Origin of the sequence: Paenibacillus sp. H1-7, from assembly GCF_022354825.1 — a bacterium.
GTDB lineage: Bacteria > Bacillota > Bacilli > Paenibacillales > NBRC-103111 > Paenibacillus_S.
The window spans coordinates 1,724,781-1,744,583 of sequence record NZ_CP031168.1 but is presented as its reverse complement, the minus strand read 5'-3'; the positions used below and the strand labels follow the sequence as shown (position 1 = coordinate 1,744,583).

The window sequence follows — 19,803 nt, the reverse complement described above, 5'->3', positions numbered from 1 at the left end:
AGAATTTATTAGATTCCGAGGACGTCGATAGACGCTTTTCTCACTTTCATATCGTATATATTACCCATTTTCCCCTGCATTTCTCAACTTCTGCTCCGGTGCGATGTACAAAACCTGCCGGACAGCCCGATTAGTAAAGCGGAGACGCACAAGTACGAGCCCGTATTCCGGTTTGTCGCAATTTGTAGGTTGGAGCCTGCCGATCCTCTCCTTTTTCCAGCTTAGGCAGTTGGATAGCCCGCCCGTTGTAACCGTTTACAACAACGCCGTTTCTGTTCCTTTTGCGCCTCTGCATTCAGTTTCTTTTCACCAAGGTCAAAACGCCCTCATATGATGAATTAGTTCACTGGATTAGTCATGCGAGTCGGCACTGGGAAGGAGTTACAACAGTGAAAAGAACGAAGGTCAACATTGTAGTTTCAAGTGCCAGCACAAGCACTCAATTGGACGAACGGACTATCATGCTGAGCGATGCATTGATGAAGAAATGGAAAATCAATCCCAATTCGCCTGTCATGCTGCGCTACGGTGCTGCACGACATGAAGTCAGAGTCGTTCCGACGTCCACTGCAGGCATCCTTCGGCTCGATGCTACCCTTGCGTCCCAATGGGGCCTGATTAACGGCGATTCGTTGTGCGTGCAGTATAAATCCAACGTCCGTTACCTGTATCTGGGTCCGTTAATCGGCGTCTTGGTCAGCAGATATTATGCCGGAAACAGCGAAAAGCCTTTCGGTACCGTCACTGCGTTTTGCCGTGAGTTAACCGATGCCAGCAAGCTTTACAGCTCTTCGGTTTATTTCATTACCCCGAACGAACTGGGAAACTCAGGCGATACAATAAAGGGATGGCGCTTGACCGGCGGCAAATGGACGAAGCATACCTTTCCGATGCCTCATGTCGTTTATAACCGCTTGACGTCCCGCAAGTTGGAAAACATGGCCAGCGTCCAGCAGTTTTTTCGTCATGTCAAAACGCATCACAATGCAGCCCTGTTTAACGAAAAATATTTAAATAAGACCGAGGTCTTCGAAGCATTGAACAAGGAAAGCTCACTGCATCAGTATTTGCCGGAATCCCATCATCTGCGGAATTATCAAACCTTGAAGGATATGTGCGGCAAATACCGCGTTGTATTTCTGAAGCCGGCTTCCGGCAGCCTTGGCAAAGGCATCATCCGGATCACGAGAACCAGCAGCCAATCCTATATTTGTCATATTACCAATGTTAACGGCGCCCGTAAACAAACCTATGCGAATTTGTCTCAGCTCTTCTCCGCTTTTGCCGGAAAAATCAAACAAAGACGCTATCAAATCCAGCAAGGCGTGAATCTCATTTCCGTAGACGGACATCCAGTTGATTTCCGCGCTGTAGTCCAACGTAATGAGCTGGGTCAATGGGTCGTCACATCCACCGTAGCCCGAATTGCCGGAAACCATCACTTTGTTTCCAATCTTGCTCGCGGAGGCAGCCTGTCGACGGTGAAGGAAGCGCTCGCCCGCTCGAACTCTCCAACAGGCACCGGCGGCTCCTTGAAGCTGCGCAAAGCGGCTTTAGCTATCGCCAAGGGCATTGAAACGAATATCCCTGCGCATTTTGCCGAGCTGGGCATCGACCTTGCGATGGATACGCAGGGGAATGTGTGGCTGCTGGAAGTCAACTCGAAGCCGTCCAAGGAAGACAATGCCGCTTTATCGGACGAAATAAAAATACGTCCATCCGTGAAAAGAGTCATTCAGTATTCCCGTTATGCGGCCAAATTTTAAAATCGAGGTGATCTCATGATGGCACCGACGTCCCGACACGCATTGGGCATCATGACCACTCATACGGAAGGGAATCCCCCCTTTTACAATCGTGACTTTTATCGAAAGCTGTGCCTGATAGGCGCAAAATCGGGATTCACTGTATTTGTATTTACACCGCAAGGCATCCGCTGGGCCGAGGGCACGGTCACAGGCTTTGTGTACGATAAAAATACCCGTAGGTGGAGACCGCATGAATGCCCTATGCCGAGCGTCGTGTACGACCGCTGCTTTTTTACGAATCGGGGCCAATATGTGGAATACCGCGAAACGGTCCGGAGGCTGCAGCTCTTTCCGTCCATCCATTTTCTCGGGCGCGGCCTCAAGGGCAAATGGGAAGTCCAGCAAATGCTGGAGAAAGACGGCCGTTTCGATATGCACCTGCCGAAAACGGAAGTGATGCGCAGCGTGCGCTCTGCGGCCGAATGGCTTCAGGAGCACGGCACGGTGCTCATGAAGCCGCAAGCCGGATCGCAAGGCCGCGGCGTGCTGCTCGTGCAGCGCACCGCCGCTTCCGCTTCGACAGCACGGCTGCATGCGGCTGACTCCGTCGCGCCCGAGAGCGCGGAAACCGCCCCGACGGCGTTTACCGTGCGCGGGCGCGATGCGCGCAATCGCCGCATCAAGCGCAGCTTCGCCGACAAGGCGGAGCTGCTCCGCTGGCTGCGCCGCTTCACGGCAAAGCGCGATTACTTGCTGCAGCAGTATTTGCAGCTGCACGGCAGCTCCGGCGAAGCGTTCGACGTACGCTCCCTTGTGCAAAAGGACGGCAACGGCCGCTGGCAAATGACCGGCATGGCGGTCCGCAAGGGGCAATCCGGCAGCCTGACCTCCAACCTGCACGGCGGCGGCCAGGTCGAACCCGCCTTCGCCTACATCGAAGGCCAATTCGGAACCGAAAAGGCCAAGATCATCCGGGAGCAGCTGGAACGGCTGTCCATGCAAATTCCGGAGGCGCTCGAGCAATGCCACGGGCGGCTCGCAGAGCTCGGCATCGACTTCGGAGTCGATACCGATGGGCAAATATGGATATTGGAGGTCAACTCCAAGCCGGGCCGGGCCATCTTCGCCCATCTTAATGACGATGCGGCAAGGAATAAAGCATTGGCCAATCCGGTGCTGTATGCCCGTTATCTGATCCGCTCGCGAGAGACGTTGAATCCGGCGCGCAGCCTTAAGAACACACCAAGGCCGGCTAAATCCCAATAGAGCCGGCCCGATGACGAAACATCGCTTACGAAGTAAGCTTTCCTCCGGATCGCAGCGCACGCTCGCGCTGCCACGGAGATAGCTTTGCTGTCGCAAAGCTTTTTTAGGAGGATACCCATGAGTTTGACAACTTGCACGATTCATGTGACGCAGAGACAGGAAAGAGTCATCTACTTGACTAGTGAATTGGCGAGAACCCTCAAGCTGGCGAAAACAAGAACCGTGACCCTTCACCTGGGCAATAAAACCGCCTCCACAGGTTTCAAGCTGTTGAAAAAACCAGGCAGCCATTTGTATGTGCCGCTCGCTATCATGTCCCAGCTCAAAATTCCAAGCTTGGACTCGACATTGATCATGTGCAATAACGGCAAGGACATCCGCATTGGTCCGTTGATCGGAATATTGACCAGCGTATCGAACAGCTCCAACCCTTTCGGGTCGCGCACGGAATTTGTCCGTCAGTTCGTTCGCGTCGCTTCCGGCCGCTCGTTCTTCTTCGGCTTCTCCCCGCGCGACGTGAACTGGGATCAAGCTACGGTAACCGGGACGTTCGCGCGAAAGGACGGCGGCTGGTACCGCAAAACCGTGCCTCTGCCGGATGTTGTCTATAACCGGCTGCCGAGCCGCAAATCGGAGAAACTGCCATCCATGAACGAATTCAAACAGCGCTTTGTCAAACGGAACATCCCGCTATTCAACTGGGCTTTTTTCGAGAAATGGGATATCTACAATCTGCTCGAGGGAACGGATGCGTTCAAATATGTGCCTGAATCGCACATCAATCCTTCCTCAATCCAAATAAAAGAGATGTTGGATAGACACAAATTTATATATTTGAAGCCGACAGCGGGCAGTCTGGGCTTCGGGATCTACCGTCTTACGTACAATCCGAAACGCGGCTATTACGCGCGTTACCGGCAAGGCAACCGCAATGTGCTGCTCCGGTTCAACAAATTCGACGGCTTGATGCAGCATTTGAGAAGCAGTAATGCCAAGCTTAGCAATTATGTGGCGCAGCAAGGCATTCGCCTGATCGAAATCGACAATTGCCCGATCGATTTTCGCTTCCACCTGACCAAGAACATCAGCAACCAGTGGGTGGTTGCGGGGATCGGTGCCAAGAAAGCCGGCAAAGGCAGCGTGACGACCCACGTGCGCACCGGCGGGCAGCTGATGACTCCGGAGCAGGTGATGAAGCAAATATTCGGAGCCCGGGCGGACCAAGTATTGACCTCCGCCAAGGAAGCGGCGATCAAGCTGGCTGAAACGATAGAGGATAACGATCGTCATACGCTGGGCGAGCTTGGCTTCGACCTCGGTATTGATCATAACGAACGGATCTGGATGTTCGAAGCGAATTCCAAGCCTGGACGTTCCATCTTCAAGCATCCGGCACTCAAAGGAGAAGGTAAGGCATCTGTGCAGTACATTCATGACTACTGCCAGTACCTTAGCCGATTTCGAGCAAGGAGGGAGACCTGAGTGGACATCGAACTACACGAAAACCAACGTCCTACGATGGCCATTCTCACGTACGCCGATCAAAAACGGGTTTTTCGCGGAAATCAGGAAAATTTTATCGATTTGATTCATACCGGCGAAGAATATGGAGTTCTGGTTTACGTAATGACGACAGCCGAATTCAAGCTGATGGGCAATCAGGCGATCGGGTATACGTATAACTCTCAAACGAATAAGTGGAGAAAAGAGCTGCTTCCTCTCCCGCACGTCATTTATAACCGGATTCCGTTCCGCAAATACGAGCTGCTTCCCGAAGTTCAGCAAGTATTACAGGCATGCATAAAGCATAGAAAAATCCGTTTTTTCAATCCAACCTTCTTCAACAAGTGGACTTTATTCGAATGGTTGAACAAATCGAAGAACACGCAATCGTTAATCCCGGCCACCCAAAAGCTGACAACGAATGCGGATTTGGAATCGCTTCTGCTGAAGCATCCCAATCTTTATCTCAAGCCGATCCGCGGGAAAGCGGGCAAGGGGATCATGAAGGTAAGCCGAATCTATGAAAAAAACGCCAAAGCCCGCCGATACGAGCTAAGCGTTCAAGATAAAACGAAAAGCCATATTTCCCGGTATTCGAACATTCCCCAACTATGGAACCAAATCCGTGAAATGATGGGATCGCAGGATTACATTATCCAGCAGGGCATCACCTTGGCCAACTACAAGCAGCGTCCGTATGATCTACGGGTTCTCGTACAAAAAAACAGCAAAGGCCGCTGGACCATTGCCGGAGTAGGCGCAAGACTTGCGGGCAAAATGAGCATTACGACTCATGTTCCGCGAGGCGGCTCCATCGACGATCCCGTCAAGCTGTTGGAGTCGGGATTCGGTCCCGCGGGCAGCAAAAAAATATTAAACCGCGCCAAGAAGTCCGCTCTGATCATCGCCAAGCAAATAGAGCGAGCCAGCCAATCGATGCTGGGCGAAATGTCTATGGATTTGGGCGTGGATAACAACGGCCAAATCTGGTTCTTCGAAGCCAACTCCAAACCGATGAAGTTCGACGAGCCCCATATACGGAAAAAATCATTGGATAACCTGATCCAATACAGCATCCATTTAGCCAAACAGCCGACCAAAGCCCCCCGCTTATCCAGCGGTGCCGTGAAACGAAACGCGGCTAAAGACTCCACCTCCAAAGCAAGATAAACGCCATGACCGTCCGGCGGGAGACAGAGAGCCACTGAAGTCTCCCTGCCGGATTCATGGCGACAGAATAGATGAGAGCCCCGGACAGCAAATGCTATCGCGGGGCTCTCTCCTTTACGGCGTCATGCCGAAGGAATCCGGCATGACGGATGGGATCTATGACTCTTCTTTTGCCTCATCCGTCGATCTGAGGGAACGGATGGAGCTAGCGATTTTGCCGAACAGCTGGGGATCGGAGTGAAACCGGAACAGCTGAAATTGCGGCTTCGTGTTCGCCTCCAGCAGCCATATATGCTGTTTCGTATCAATGGCGAGATCCAGCCCCAGCTCGGTGATGTTGGGAAAATGCCGCTTCATCCCTTCAGCGATTTTGAACGACATCACCTTGATCCGCTCATCCCATTTGGGAGCGTCTTTCTTGGAAACGCGAAGCGTATGCGCCAGCGCCTGATGCAGCCCGATCGCCTTGCCTCCGCTGCTGTAGTTCGTCACAAACTGGTTTTTGGCGGCAACCTTGCCCATAATGCCGTAAAATTTCCATTTCTCATTAGCACTTATAAGCAGAAGCACACGGTAATCGACCGGATTCCCTTTGAATCGAATCAGGTCGATGCCTTGCTGTACAATATACCTTTTCTCTCCGAATCGTTGTTCCAGCTTCGTAGCCGCGGTATGCAAACTGGTGAACCTGTACGTATGGGAAGCCGTTTGGATGGTGCATGCGTCTTCACCGCCGCGGGTTACCTTCAAGATGCCTTGCCCCTGCATGCCAAGGTCCGGCTTGAGAAACAGGACGGAATGCCGTCCGACCATCTCCTTGAACGATTGCGGCGAGAACAGCTCGGTTTCCGGCAAATAGGTGCGAAGCTCAGGCTCGCTCCACAGCGCCTCGTGCTTCAACCATTTTCTTCCGGGGTACTTAAGCAAATTTCCTTTCAACTCAATCTCCTCCGTGTGAATACCAGCGGGTGCAAGCCTTCCATTAGCTGTCACTAACGTTATTTATACTATTCGAGCCATAGCCAATGAGTACCATGGCCAAGTTAACATTCACAGCTTCCGCTAACGGATAAAGACGGGTAAATTTGGGCTGACACCATTACGCGGGACAAGTGACCTGCTCATATAATATGTTGCGGCCCCTGCTTGGAAACGACGGCATCGGGACCAAATGAACTAGGACGGAACAACATAGACGGGAGAGTAAGTATGAGCGAAATATTGGGCATTATGACGCACGCAATCAAGAACCCGGACCATTTCCGCCGCCATGCCCGGGCAGCAATAGGGGAATCGTTTGACGGAGTGCTGCTGTATACCCCTCAAGGCGTCGATTTACACAGCAAGCAAATCCGGGGCTATCTCTATCGGGATGGCGGCTGGTCGAAGAAGAACGCATCGTATCCGAAGATCAATCTGGATATCGGCTTCTATCCCCCATCCTCCCTGCGTAAAGCGAGCTTGGTCAAGGCACATAAAGAGCTGCGATTCACCGCTTACGGTTTGGGCAACAAAAGCAAAATACAAAAGCACTTGGTAGCTTCATCGTTTCTGAAGCCTTACCTCCTGCCGACCGAACGCGTCCAAACGAGCGCGCAATTCTCCGACTTTTTGGAAAAGCACCGCAGCGTGATGCTGAAGCCTATCAACGGCTGGGGCGGCAGAGGCATTATCAGGGTCACGATGGATAAAAACCGTTTCCAGGTGGAGCAGAACAACAAGAAGACGGTCCATTTGCCGCTGTCCCGCCTCAGTTCCTTTCTGCACGGTGTGCTGAGCCGCGGAGGCCGCCATATTATGCAAAAATGGATTGACATTCGCAATAGTGAGGGAAGCGTATATGACATCCGTGCACTCGCTCAAAAAAACGGCGAAGGGAAATGGCAGACTACAGGGACCGCTGTGCGGGAAGGGAAGCGCGGCGTTATCACCTCCAATATTAAAAGCGGAGGACACGCTTACGATGTGGAGCGTTATCTGAAAAAGCAATTCAATAACGAGAAGGCCGAGGCATTAACGAAATCGATCGCCGAGGTGGCTTCTTACATTCCGCCCTATATGGAGAAATCCTATAATACCCGCCTATCGGAGCTTGGCATCGATCTCGCTGTCGATTCGAGCGGGCGTCTATGGCTGTTGGAGGTCAATATTAAGCCGGGCAAATCGATCATGAAGATGGTGTACGGCCAAAATGCCTGGGAGCAAAGCTTCCGCCTGCCGTATCAGAACGCGAGACATATGCTGAAAGCCAAATGAGGTCAAGAATGACGAACAGCCCGTTCTGCCTGATAAGCCCCAACTCCCGAGGCCGCAGAATGGGATACATAGCATTGTTAATTTATTACAGTCGGTCCGGCCCGTTTTTCATAAATACAAGAGGATATAACCTGGCTTCAATCAGCGCCGACAAAGGGACTAGCCATTTCCTCGTTTGGCTAGGGATACCCTTTCCGTCCATTATTTTCATAAACCGATTTCCAAATTGAAGAAATTTCGCGTTGGTTGGCACTATATACCAGTGAAAAGCTTTAGCAAATCTTGCTATGATGGCTAAGTAACCCAATTCAGGAGAGGTTATGCAACTCAGTGAAGGAGATGGTAAAGTGAAGAAAAGGATCATCAGTTTAACGTTGGCTTTGTCCCTGGGGATAACAGGAATAGCTTCCGCTAGTGCGAGTTACTCTACTTCGGGTGCCATTGCCAAATATAACAAGTACATTAACGCTGACAGTTACGTCAAGGACGAGCTTTACAATGTCGCTGATTTCCGTAAAAATTACGCGGGTTCCGAAGGAACGCTGGCTTATCAAATCGTAGATAGAGCTATTTGGTATATGGAAAACGGATATTTTGTATATGGACATGGAACCGATGCCTACGGCAAATACGGATATGAAGATTGCTCCGGGTTCACCCGGCTCGTATTCGGAGACTTCGGCTTCAATATTACCGGCACTTCCGCAAATTACGATTCCGTAGGAACGAAAGTAGCGGGCGTCGGCAAGAAACAAGTGAACGGCAAATGGCAGCTGACCGGCGTGGACAACTTGAAGATCGGCGACATCTTGACCTGGCAGCAGAGCGATCATATTACCCACGTAGCCATTTATATGGGTAAAAATCGCGATGGACAACCTGTCGTTCTCGGCACGAGAGATGACGGCAACCCTACAGGCTTAGGAACCATCGACAGCTGGTCTTATTGGTGGGGAGAGAAGTTCCATTCCGCAAGACGCGTTCTTCCTGAAGCGGCATTTACCGGTATGGCCGGCAAAACAGCCAACGCACCTGTCATTCCGAAATCGTATGTGCTGCCTCCGCAAAAAACGGTTCCGGCATGGAAGCCAGGCACGACAACACCGACTCCGACACCGACACCAACACCAACACCTACGCCGACACCGACTCCGAAGCCGCCGGCTGAGCAGAAGAAATATGTTGTAACGAAAAACGGCTGGGTATCGTTTAAAGCATCCGCAAGCTCCGCTTCCGACGCGGTAGGTCGATTGCAATTGGGACAAAAAGCCGAACTGATTAAACAATATAATTCCTATTGGTATCAAGTCAAATGGAATGGCAAGACGGTATACATAACAACGAACAGCAAATATACTAAAGTCGTTACGGAATAGTATATCCATCCGTAGACGAAAAAACGTCGTTTGAATCCAAACGGCGTTTCTTTTTTTGCTTATGTATTCGCGGCTCGAGCCAGCTGGAATACCAGCTGGCTGTCAAGTGCGCTCAGGATCGCTATCGGGTCTCTCCTACCTTTGCTGTTTAGCGGCTCTTACGGAGCGTACAGATGAGGCTATACGGGCGTAAAGCCCCCGGTTAGCATGATGCCTGAATAATTGGTATTGAGGCCTTGTGTTCGCCTCCAGCAGCCATATACGTTGATCGGCATCGATTGCGACATCGAGTCCCAGCTCGGTCACGTTAGGATAGTATTTTTGTAAAGCTTCGGCAAGCTGAAGCGACAAGCTTTTCAACCGTTCATCCCAGTTAACGTCTCCCAATTTTTCATTACCGAACGCCTTCGAAAGTGCTTCCTGCAGCCTAATTGCTTTCCCGCCGCGCGCGTAGTTCGTCACAAACCGGTTTTTGGCCGCCACTTTTCCCATAATGCCAAAAAACTTCCACTTCCCGTTCGTCTTGTGCAAGAGAATACGGAAATCGACCGGACGGCCTTTGATCCGTATCAGGTCAATTCCTTGCTGCACAATGTACCTCTTGCCTCCGATCAGCTTTTTGAGTCTGCGGGCAGCAGATGATGCGCCTCTCCTCTTGTAGGTCTTCGAGGCGGTCTGAATCGTGCATTCGCCTTCCTTAACGCGTGATACCTTCACAATGCCTTGTCCCCTCATTCCCAGATCGGGCTTGAGAAACACGACGGGATGCTGTTCTATCATTTTCTTGAAAGATTGGGGCGTAAACAGTTCCGTAACCGGCAAATGGGGGCGAAGGCCTTCTTCATTCCAAAGCGACTCATGCTTCGACCATTTCCTACCTGGATATTTCAGCAAATTTCCTTTCACTGTGGGATCTCCTCCGTGATGATTAACAGCGGTAGCACGTCTTAACCTCCTAGGAAGACGTGATTTATAGTATTCTCCCCTTTGACAAAGAGTGATAGGCATAGGTTTATTATGCCCGCCCGGACGGGCTGTGTTATCGCCTGAGGTAAAATTGGGCGCTGCGGCTTAACCCGGACAAGACTCCAAGTCATATGATATTATGCGGTTCCATACTACGGAGAGCGCTGCAGACGACTACAGTCATAAGAACGGAGATGAGTCATGAGTACGGAAATTACGATCGCCGCGGTAGGGGACTTTTTGATCAAAACGAGAATTATTCGATCAGCTAAAGTTTCCGGCGACAAAAACTTTTCCTTTGATGAAATATTTGAGCCCGTGGCCCCTTATTTGCGGGAAGCCGATCTGACTATCGGCAATCTGGAAACTACCTTTTCCGGACCCGGTATAGGAGACTATCTTGTGCCCCGCAGAAATCCCAAGACGAAATGGCCTTTGTTCAATTGCCCCGATCAATTCGCAGGTACTTTGAAAAACCTCGGCTTTGACGTACTCAGCACTGCCAACAACCATTGTGTGGATTGCGGGATCAGCGGGCTGAAACGGACATTAAAAGTGCTTGATGCGAAGGGAATCGCCCATACAGGCACTTATCGCTCATATAACGAATCGAGAGAATTGCTGATCAAGAATGTGAAGGGAATCAAAATCGGTTTCTTGGCGTATACCAAAGGGACCAACCGCATGCCCGTTCCATCGGATCATTCGTGGGCCGTCAACCTGATCGACACGAATAAAATGATTGCGGATCTGAAGCGGCTGAAGGCAAGAAACGTCGATCTTATTATCGTATGTATGCATTTCGGAAGAGAATACCGCAAATTGCCGATAGACGAGCAAAGAAACTGGGTGCGCATCCTGTTTAAATACGGGGCGGATATCGTTCTCGGCGCGCACTCGCATGTCATTCAGCCGGCCATTATGCAAGAAGTGAAGGATCATACGGGAGTTACCAGAAGAAGATTCGCTATTTATTCCTTAGGGAACTTCATCTCCACCAGACTGTACCGGAACGACCATACGCTAACGGGTCTTATCACAAGAATCAAAGTCCGCAAGCATGACGACGGACGAATCGAGATCATGAATACAGACTTCATTCCGACGTGGGTCAAATCGGTCAAGAACGGCTTCCGTGTTGTCCCTCTCGGCAAAGCGGTGGAGAAGAAGATAGGATCCAGCAGCGGCGAAACGGAGAGAATGAAGGCGATGTATCAGCATGTGAAACGCCATATTACGAAGTATTCCGATCCTCCGGAGTTTAAAATGATTTAAAATGAAGAAACCTTCCAATAATCGCAATTCCGTGAGGAATCGCAGACTGTTGGAAGGATCGAAGGCTGCTCTATATTAGCTACAGCACCCGGATACTATTTAATGACGCGTCTAGCGACAGTAAATCTGGATTTGTAGTAGCTGTTTGTATAAATGTTCGTGATGGTAACGTCACGGGAAGAATTCAGATTATGAATCATTTTGCCGTCTCCGATATAAATCCCTACATGGCCGACATCGCTTATTGTTTTGGAGCTTCCCATTTTACCGAAGAAAATCAGGTCGCCTTTTTTAAAGTTGCCCCATGCGATCTTTTGACCTACCTTCGCTTGAGCGTCGTCGTCCCGGTTGACGAGGGTTACGCCGACATTGGCCAGCTTGTACACCAAAGCGGTAAATCCGGAGCAGTCCGTTTTATATGGTGCATGCGCTTCTTGACGGTCTCTCCAGTTCACGTATTGAACTTTATTTTCAAGAGACAACGCAGTTTTTACGATTTTATCTCTTTTCGCATCAGCGGAAGTAGCTGCATCGGCGCTTTGTACGAATCCTGTAATAGGCATGCTCATAGCCAATACCAATACCAGAAGTTTTGTTTTCATTCCTTTTTTCATGTAACTCACTCCTCTTATTAGTGTCACGTGTATTATAAATACAAACTTCGGGCTAACAGAACCCTCTAAAAATTGGAATTACGACTTAATTCGACACACTTCGACACCCAAGAAAACCAGCAGTCATGCGGCTTTCGCCCCGGCTGGATCGTAGAGATTTTTCCCAAATGAATAATTCTTAAGTTGTAATATCAAACTAGGTATGCTATAATGCCGATTTTTCTTAAAACAGCGTGATTTCAAGCAATAACCGGCAAAAAAAGCAAACGAAAAAGAGCCTGTAAACCCAGGCTCTTTTGCATGTCGGGAAGCTCCCGAAAGCTGTGCATTCCCCTTGTTTATGATTAATACAAAGTCAAAATATCGCTAAACCGGCCGATCCGAACATCCGCATGCTCCAGTTCGCCCTCTTTGCGGAATCCCGCATAATCGCAGCCGATGACGGGCAATCCGTTCATCTTGCCGGCCTCGACATCCGAGGAACGGTCTCCGACCATCCATGCCGACTTCACGCCGTATGTCTCCAGCAGCATGCGGACCAAATCTACCTTAGAGCGGGTCCGGAATTCTCCCGCACTATACAATCCCTCAAATAAAGGAGCAAGCTGTTTATGCTCGATAACTCGCTTGACGTAATCCTCCAGCCCGTTGCTCGCGACGAACAAACGGATTCCTTGCTCGCGAAGCGCCGCTAACGTTTCGGCGACACCGTCGTACATTTTCCCTTCCCCTTGCTCCAGACCCCGGATCTGATAGTCCAGCAGCAGCTCGTCGGCGCGGCGGTGCACCTGCACATCGACACCCGGCATAACCCGCTGCCAAATATGCTCAAGCAGCATCCCCAGGCTGCCTAATATTTCGCTCTCGGGCGGCGTAGCCCCTGTATACAATCCTTCGGACCGAAGCTGGTCGAAGGTCGCGTGGTATGCCGGCAGCAGCAATGTTTCCGTCTGGAACAGCGTGCCGTCCAGATCGAACAGCATGGCTTCCGGCTTTTGTAATGTTGGTTGCAAAGCTTGTCCCCTCCTGATTGTGGTCATTTCCTTTTTATACAAACACGATTTCCCCCCAAAGTCAAACATACTTTCTTAATAAATCCAGAAGGGGTGTCCGATCTGATTGCGAAATCCGAACAAGCTGATTTGTTCACTTTTCGATATGGATGAAATGGTCTGCGAACCATACATATGTAAGGAACGACGAACGCTTTTCTTTCAACAAAATCCCATCAGATTGCGAGTGATGCATATGGTGAAATTTTGTTCAAAGTGTAATGAAAAGATGAGTGAAGGAGAGATTGTTTGTAAATACACTGCGGAACGTTCCTGACTTCCGTCGAGGACCCTGCGGCAGCCGACAAGAGCAAGCCGTCATCGTCCGGGTCGCAAGCAAGAAGCTTTTGGTTCATCCTTATTCTTGTGGTGATTGTAATCGGCATTATCGTCTATTTTTCTAGGTAATCCCCTTCCATGGGCAGCCTGCGGGCTGCTCTTTCTTTTGCCGTTTGCCGTATGTGGAGTTGCCGATAAGGGCTGGATGATCCGATAGAGCATACCAATGAAGACTTTCTAAAGGAGGGCTTTGCTAATGTGCTGCTTGGGAGGAAGGAGTGAGGCAGTGCATGCTGGTTGAGTAGGTTATCAAGGGGATTGAACCCTGGCTTGCCGACAAGCCTGCGTCAAAGCAATCGTTACACAGCTTGTTCGGCAATAACCAGGCTCCGTCTCGGTTATTAAAATACTTTTTTGGCGCCTTGCTCCGTTTTCAAAATTTCGACCGCTTCGCGGAACCGCAGCGAATGTACGATTTCCCTCTCGCGCAAAAACTTCAATCCGTCCTGCAGGTCCACGTCGTCCGTCATATCGATCAGCCACTGGTAGGTGGCTCTCGCCTTTTCCTCTGCGGCAATATCCTCGTACAAATCCGCTATAGGATCGCCTTTCGCTTGAATATAGGCCGCCGTCCATGGAACGCCCGAAGCATTCTCGTAAAATAAAGCCCGGTCATGGCTTACATAATGCGGGTCGAGTCCCGCCGCTTTAATCTGCTCCCTCGTTGCATCCTTCGTAAGCTTATTAACCATTAAATGATATCTACCTTATGTATTATAAATAATATCCCCAACCTGTGGACAACATATAGTTACTTGAACGGATCCCCAACATTCTCCATAAACAACTCCTTCACCTCATCCAGCTGCTGCATCCATAACAATCCCTTGGCCTTCTCAACACATCGTTCAATCATCTGCGGCGCCACATTCTGAATGTGAGCATATTTGAAACTGCTGCGCTCTAGGTGCTCTTTAATCGTCCGAAGTGATTCAATATCATCGCTCTTCTCGATCAACTCCCATAGTTGGGATTCGGTTAGACCACGTAGACGTTTGTGAGTGATTAGTATGTCTAACACCCAATTCATGATGTACAGGTTCCTCCAGTTCTGTTATAATATAGGTGTGACTGCGGTGAATTCGGTTAAAGTCCGAACACGTACCCCACGACGGGGCGATTGCCATAGTTGCATAGCCTACGCCACGAGGGCGGAGTAGTTTGATGAGAATCTAAAACGCCCACTCACACCGAGTCGCTTAATCGGAAAGCATCCGTTATGCGGCTTTTTTATTTGCCCAAAAGTTTCTTTGCCTCTTCCAAGTCCAAGTACGGCCCCTGCACCCTCTTGATACCATCCAGCTTAAACAGCATTAAACCGCGTTCGCTTGCCTTGATATCCTCCGCTCCTTCGCATCCGATCGTAATCCTACTATTAATACCATCGGCGTGTTTAAACGCCATGCGAGCGGTAAGGTTTTGTTTTAGCTTCCCATCTAACACTTGATGGTCCGGTCGCTGCATAGATACGATCAGGAACACGCCTAATGCCCTGCCTATGCTGGATATATCCTCGACCATCGCCATGCACGCTTTTTCCTTCTTTAATAAAGCTACCTCATCAATAGCAAGAATAATGTACGGCAACTGGTCTGGTAGATCATCAATGTGACTTACCTCGTGTTCATCGCACAAATCGCCTCTACGCTGCATTTCCTCGGCAATAAAGGATAGTACTCTCTTCAGGTCCTTAACCTCCGTCACTACCTCCTGGACATGCTCGATACCGCGGAATAGATGGAACTCAGATCGCTTCATATCGGCAAGATACAGTTGCAACTCATCCGGATGCTTACTCAGTATCAGAGTAGAGATGATAGATCGGAGCTGCGTACTCTTACCGCTGCCCGTTTCGCCAGCCACCAGTAAATGCGGGTAATCCACCATGTCGTACACTTCCCAGCCCTCTCGTGACCGGCCAACGACGATAGGCAACCGGTACCCATCTAACGGGATATCTAACAGGTTGTAATCAAACTGGTGGATGCCGCTGTTATACACCTTCAACGTGAATTTCGATGTGTCCCCGATCAGGTCGATGTTCTCCCCGAATCCCTGTTTGAATACCCAATAGTACTTATAGATGCGTTCCGGATCCAGACCAATCGGCAGCGTGAATGTATATTCCTCATGCTCTTTAAACTGCTCATGACTGTTAACCGAAGGATACGTGTAAACCCACTGATCATCGGCTCTATTCTTGATATACAGCTTCGCCCGGGCAAAACAGGTGTGCAGCTTATCGCGCTCCGTATCGGGCTTCTTATACGTTACTATGCAGCCTACCGCACTACCGACGACCATAGCAGCCCCCAGCGTGAAAAGGATCATATGCCGAACACCACCTTGCAATGATGGAACAGCTCCACCACCTCGCGTAAGCTCATAAGCGCCACGGTAAGGTACATACTGACGCGGACGAATATTACCTTGTTCTGCTGCTTTGCTTCCCTCAGAACCTGCGTTACGACCGCATCCACCGCACCCATGCCAAGGATCGTAAAGGCCATTTCCATTAGCGCTTCGCCCCCTTAAAGATGAGTGGGCGTGTTGGTTTTGTGATGGGCTTTTCTGTGGCTTCAAACACAATCTTCTTGTCGATGCCGCACCATAGCCGGAATGCATCGCGTAGAGCGTCGGATCGTTTACCTTCGGGGATGGAGAAGTATTTGTCTCGGATATCGTCGTCTAGATGCGGACGAAACGGACTCATCATGTACTCGCGTTTCTGTTTGCCCATGTCAATCACCTCGTTAGTCTTGATGTTATATAGTATGGGCAATTACTTGTCTTTTATTACTGTTATTACAGTACTATATTTCCAATACTTGTGCTACACTTAAGGTACAAGCATAATTAGGAGGTGATGAGAATACATGGGAGTTGTCCAAATGAAAGTCAAGGTGAAATGTAATATTGGGTTTCTGTTGAAGCGAGACAATAAAACACAGGCTTGGTTGGCACAACAAATATCGCAAGGTCTTGATAATCCTGTATCTTCTCAACTTATAAGCGATTGGTCTAACGGTCGAGGTACGCCTTCACACGGATATGTATTGCGAATGATTAAGGCTACAGGATGGGAATACGTAGAAATATTTGAGGAGGAATGAAGATGAGACAATTTGAAATTGAGTTTGATTACCGGGTTGGTATTTCTGCTAAATACATCAAACACTCAATTAATGTAGAAGCGGACACGGAAGAAGAAGCAGAGGATAAGGCTCGAGACTACGCCATAACAAAACTCCATGCTACTCATGTGCGAATGGCATCAACAAATGATTTATCTGAATTAAAGAATTTCAACCCCTTTGACCCAAGAAAATCTCGGTAAGACAAACCTCAAAATAGTAGGTATCAATGAATGTACAAACCACTACCACATAAATACAAATCATACGACGAAGCTAAAGCAGCACTGGAGAAACACGGGAAATTAGAGTACTTTGGGCGAGAGGGCAGGAACGCGGAAACTTATGTATGCAAGTTCCACCGGAATGATGGAAGGGTATACTTTATGTTGATCGATGAAGATGGAAGTATGAGGATTAAGGAATAATTTAAGCCCTGCATATTATCTGCAGGGCTTTTTGATGTTCTTTTAACTATGTATTTGCTGGGGTGCAAACCCTCTTTTTTCTTTGTGTTTTGCAGTACTAGTGACTGGGCTAACCGCTTTCTTTTGCACCCAATAATATTGAAGGAGCAGCCCGACCATTACCCAGAGAACAACAGATATTCTGTTTAGTGTAAGAACCGGCACTCCGAAGCTTCCAAGTATAATAAGCATTGTCAATCGGCTGAACATTTTCGACTCAGAGTTATTAAATAGTTTCGCGAATTTGAGCGACATGCTAACGAAAAATAGCAAGATTACGACGTACATAACGAGAGCTATTATGCCACCATTGCCGAAAAAGTGAAAAAATCCACTGTCGTACGTAACAAGATGACCAAATCCTTTACCGATCAGAGGATTTTCTGACCATATCTCACTGAAAAATCGACTTTGTTGGGAGCCCTCACCGTATCGCCCAGCTGATAACAGATTAACAATGTTTTCACTGGATTCAAAATCCAAGAATCGGAGGAGGTAATTAAGACCACTCCATGTTTGTGTTAAGTAATAAAACGGAGCTACCGCAAGTACAGAGAAAAGAAACAAGAGCTTAAGGATACGTTTCCTAATCGTTTTTGTTTGAACAACTCCGATTAACAATAGTAGTAATCCGCCAAATAAAAAGACTTTTGAAACCGTTAATAGTCCACCAATAATCATGAGCATCAATGAAAAAATGTGACGTGTCTTCAACCCAACTACGTCTACTATGTAAAGCCAGAGTACAATACCTATAGAATACATTGTCCCGGCTTCTGCAGGCTGATTAAATATTCCGGAATATCTCCCCATCGTAGCTGCATTAATTGCCGTATCTCCACCCCAAAACAGTTTATTGATGGCAGTTAAATCAGTAACCATCCCCAAGATTGTCCAGCATGCATTTATGCTGAGGAGTGATACGACTAATTTACTTGCAGATATGATTTTGTCCTTTAATCTTTCTTCGGTTTGAGTGATGAATCCTGAAAAAATAACCAACACTGCACATGGTAGTAAAAAGTTATCGACTTCGTTAAGCATACTAGTAATACTTGCCTCGTTCATAAGGCTTCTAACCAGCAAATAAAAAAAGCTGTAACCCCATAAGATTAACATTATCATTGCTGGTTGCACGATTTTAGCCTTCTTAAAGAGAAGAACCATGACCATTAGGTATGCTAACGGATATACGACTAATTGTTCTAGTCGCAATCCCAATTGTAGTAGCAGATACGGTCCGAATGATGAAAGTATGAGTATAAGCGGAAATCGGTTGTAGATGTTTAACACGTCAAATGATCCTCCCAGTTTTTGTATACAAGGATCAATATATCTCACAATGTAAATTCTTACAAGGATTATTAAGGTTCGGGAATAGAGGCCACCCGTTAAAGGAGGCCTCTTTCTGTCATAAATGGATCAAGCTCAAGTAGAACGTTTTTACCCCACTCGATATTGCCCGGAGTTGCTTGAGTACCATCAGGATTCTTACCCTGCGCCAAGTTATAGAAAAATAGAATTTGATTGGCAATGGAATATGCTCTTGTTTTAGCGTAATCAGGCGTATCCATATAGGCCATTTTATTTTGAACGGTAACCATGTCGCTTCTTACTCGCTTCATGTCGTATCCTGGGCAATCTGTCGGATTAATCTCACCATGAGATTTAACCTCTTTGAACGCCGGTAGAGACTTTTGTACGGTGTATATTGCAGCGTAAAGAGCATTGCGGTCCTTTTCCGTCAGGGAGTCATAATTGTAGTAATCACCGCTGACACATATATGAACGGTATACCCATTATTTGATGATATCCCATACGTCATATCCTCAAGATTCACGCAGTAATACACAAATCCATTGCGGATCCAGATGTGATACGGAAAACCCGCATCCCCCTTTTTTTCATTATTCGTGGACTTAATGTGATTGTTAGCGATGGTTGTAGCCAGTTGTAGGTCGGTCCTTTCAAGAGTGCCGGATTTAGCCACACCATCATGATGAAGAGCAATCGTTGTGATATCGCTGAGATTCCTTGGACCGCCTGTCAGTTGTGCCCACGTATAATTTTTATTCACCGGCAGCTCGCGGCGCCAATCAACAATCGGTTGTACTCCAAGGCTATTTATTAGATTCTGGGATATACTTAGATTCACTCTTGAACCCTCCAATTCTTTTTAAGAATGGGCTTAATGCAGCCATAATAAGCGGTAACCCAAAGTTAATAAGGAATTCAGCTATCATATCAGCCCATTCCGCTTTAAATGTTAGGCCATATTTTAGTGCGACTTGACCGGCAAAATAAGCAATCACACTAGCCAACCATGCTTTACTGATTTGCATTGGTTTCTTCCTCCTTAACAGGTACACCAACCCGGTGCCCTGCAGTAAGTATAAATAATATTTCACGGTGTACTGGATCCGTGCTCGCTTCAAGATAGGCTGTGGTCCACTCCACTTTTGACCTACCAGTTCTTCTACTCTTTCTCTCGTCCATATAAGCTCCTCGTCTCGTCCCATTTGGATTACCCGGGCAATTTCACTTAAAACAATCTTACGGAGTACAAATGCCAGTATGGTCCATATCGTTGCATCACCCGGATTGTCTAACACCCAATCGATGAACTCCAGTATGAG

At 48.4% G+C, this 19,803-nt stretch carries 20 protein-coding genes and 1 pseudogene; 9 read left to right on the top strand and 12 right to left on the bottom strand.

What is annotated here, in order from left to right; all coding sequences use genetic code 11:
- Positions 1–389: 389 nt before the first annotated feature.
- The 4 genes from DVH26_RS07950 (at position 390) to DVH26_RS07935 (ending at position 5,687) form a co-directional block, all read left to right on the top strand.
- The gene (locus DVH26_RS07950) at positions 390–1,766 is read left to right on the top strand and encodes a YheC/YheD family endospore coat-associated protein (RefSeq protein WP_239632990.1); all 1,377 of its coding nucleotides are present in this window, start codon (positions 390–392) and stop codon (positions 1,764–1,766) included.
- A gap of 15 nt (positions 1,767–1,781) precedes the next feature.
- Positions 1,782–3,014: a YheC/YheD family endospore coat-associated protein gene (locus tag DVH26_RS07945; RefSeq protein WP_239632989.1), complete on the top strand. Its 1,233-nt coding sequence runs from the start codon at positions 1,782–1,784 to the stop codon at positions 3,012–3,014.
- 117 nt (positions 3,015–3,131) lie between these two features.
- Positions 3,132–4,496, top strand: coding sequence for a YheC/YheD family endospore coat-associated protein (locus tag DVH26_RS07940; protein ID WP_239632988.1), 1,365 nt, complete (start codon positions 3,132–3,134; stop codon positions 4,494–4,496).
- Between the two features lie 6 nt (positions 4,497–4,502).
- Positions 4,503–5,687: a YheC/YheD family endospore coat-associated protein gene (locus DVH26_RS07935; protein WP_379454356.1), complete on the top strand. Its 1,185-nt coding sequence runs from the start codon at positions 4,503–4,505 to the stop codon at positions 5,685–5,687.
- Between the two features lie 156 nt (positions 5,688–5,843).
- Here the strand turns inward: DVH26_RS07935 and DVH26_RS07930 are convergent, their stop codons facing one another.
- Entirely contained in the window at positions 5,844–6,626 is a 783-nt protein-coding gene (locus DVH26_RS07930; RefSeq protein ID WP_239632986.1) for a YheC/YheD family protein, read from the bottom strand.
- Between the two features lie 270 nt (positions 6,627–6,896).
- Between DVH26_RS07930 and DVH26_RS07925 the strand changes: the two genes are divergently transcribed.
- Together DVH26_RS07925 and DVH26_RS07920 are read left to right on the top strand one after the other, a co-directional pair.
- A complete protein-coding gene (locus DVH26_RS07925; RefSeq protein WP_239632985.1) occupies positions 6,897–7,943 on the top strand; it encodes a YheC/YheD family endospore coat-associated protein in 1,047 nt (348 codons plus the stop codon).
- A gap of 347 nt (positions 7,944–8,290) precedes the next feature.
- Complete coding sequence (locus DVH26_RS07920; protein WP_239632984.1) at positions 8,291–9,319, top strand: C40 family peptidase; 1,029 nt, start codon at positions 8,291–8,293, stop codon at positions 9,317–9,319.
- Between the two features lie 135 nt (positions 9,320–9,454).
- Here the strand turns inward: DVH26_RS07920 and DVH26_RS07915 are convergent, their stop codons facing one another.
- On the bottom strand, positions 9,455–10,225 hold the full coding sequence (locus DVH26_RS07915) for a YheC/YheD family protein (RefSeq protein ID WP_239632983.1): 771 nt from the start codon (positions 10,223–10,225) through the stop codon (positions 9,455–9,457).
- A 261-nt stretch (positions 10,226–10,486) separates the two neighbouring features.
- Here DVH26_RS07915 and DVH26_RS07910 point away from each other — a divergent pair, with 261 nt between their 5' ends.
- Positions 10,487–11,560 carry a CapA family protein gene (locus tag DVH26_RS07910; protein WP_239632982.1) on the top strand — a complete coding sequence of 358 codons (1,074 nt, stop codon included), beginning with the start codon at positions 10,487–10,489 and terminating at the stop codon, positions 11,558–11,560.
- 95 nt (positions 11,561–11,655) lie between these two features.
- Here DVH26_RS07910 and DVH26_RS07905 read toward each other — a convergent pair whose 3' ends face one another.
- From DVH26_RS07905 to DVH26_RS07875, 7 genes and pseudogenes are all read right to left on the bottom strand, one after another.
- A complete protein-coding gene (locus tag DVH26_RS07905) occupies positions 11,656–12,174 on the bottom strand; it encodes a C40 family peptidase (protein ID WP_239632980.1) in 519 nt (172 codons plus the stop codon).
- A gap of 344 nt (positions 12,175–12,518) precedes the next feature.
- Positions 12,519–13,157 (bottom strand): HAD family hydrolase, encoded by a 639-nt coding sequence (locus tag DVH26_RS07900; protein ID WP_239635310.1) that lies wholly within the window; start codon positions 13,155–13,157, stop codon positions 12,519–12,521.
- A 749-nt stretch (positions 13,158–13,906) separates the two neighbouring features.
- A pseudogene (locus tag DVH26_RS07895) lies at positions 13,907–14,257 on the bottom strand (manganese catalase family protein); the annotation flags it as partial.
- A 59-nt stretch (positions 14,258–14,316) separates the two neighbouring features.
- Complete coding sequence (locus DVH26_RS07890; RefSeq protein ID WP_239632978.1) at positions 14,317–14,595, bottom strand: hypothetical protein; 279 nt, start codon at positions 14,593–14,595, stop codon at positions 14,317–14,319.
- Positions 14,596–14,795: 200 nt separating this feature from the next.
- Positions 14,796–15,896 (bottom strand): FtsK/SpoIIIE domain-containing protein, encoded by a 1,101-nt coding sequence (locus DVH26_RS07885; RefSeq protein ID WP_239632976.1) that lies wholly within the window; start codon positions 15,894–15,896, stop codon positions 14,796–14,798.
- Entirely contained in the window at positions 15,893–16,081 is a 189-nt protein-coding gene (locus DVH26_RS07880; RefSeq protein WP_239632974.1) for a hypothetical protein, read from the bottom strand. The genes DVH26_RS07885 and DVH26_RS07880 overlap by 4 nt, the downstream gene beginning before the upstream one ends.
- Entirely contained in the window at positions 16,081–16,305 is a 225-nt protein-coding gene (locus DVH26_RS07875; RefSeq protein WP_239632971.1) for a hypothetical protein, read from the bottom strand. The genes DVH26_RS07880 and DVH26_RS07875 overlap by 1 nt, the downstream gene beginning before the upstream one ends.
- A 151-nt stretch (positions 16,306–16,456) precedes the next feature.
- Here DVH26_RS07875 and DVH26_RS07870 point away from each other — a divergent pair, with 151 nt between their 5' ends.
- Both DVH26_RS07870 and DVH26_RS07865 read left to right on the top strand, forming a co-directional pair.
- Positions 16,457–16,678: a helix-turn-helix transcriptional regulator gene (locus DVH26_RS07870; protein ID WP_239632969.1), complete on the top strand. Its 222-nt coding sequence runs from the start codon at positions 16,457–16,459 to the stop codon at positions 16,676–16,678.
- 2 nt (positions 16,679–16,680) lie between these two features.
- On the top strand, positions 16,681–16,902 hold the full coding sequence (locus DVH26_RS07865; protein ID WP_239632967.1) for a hypothetical protein: 222 nt from the start codon (positions 16,681–16,683) through the stop codon (positions 16,900–16,902).
- A gap of 267 nt (positions 16,903–17,169) precedes the next feature.
- Here the strand turns inward: DVH26_RS07865 and DVH26_RS07860 are convergent, their stop codons facing one another.
- The 3 genes from DVH26_RS07860 to DVH26_RS07850 form a co-directional block, all read right to left on the bottom strand.
- Positions 17,170–18,303: a hypothetical protein gene (locus tag DVH26_RS07860; protein ID WP_239632965.1), complete on the bottom strand. Its 1,134-nt coding sequence runs from the start codon at positions 18,301–18,303 to the stop codon at positions 17,170–17,172.
- A 254-nt stretch (positions 18,304–18,557) separates the two neighbouring features.
- A complete protein-coding gene (locus tag DVH26_RS07855) occupies positions 18,558–19,322 on the bottom strand; it encodes a peptidoglycan recognition protein family protein (protein WP_239632963.1) in 765 nt (254 codons plus the stop codon).
- Positions 19,288–19,509 (bottom strand): hypothetical protein, encoded by a 222-nt coding sequence (locus DVH26_RS07850; protein ID WP_239632961.1) that lies wholly within the window; start codon positions 19,507–19,509, stop codon positions 19,288–19,290. Before DVH26_RS07850 ends, DVH26_RS07855 begins: the two co-directional genes overlap by 35 nt.
- Positions 19,510–19,803: the final 294 nt, after the last annotated feature.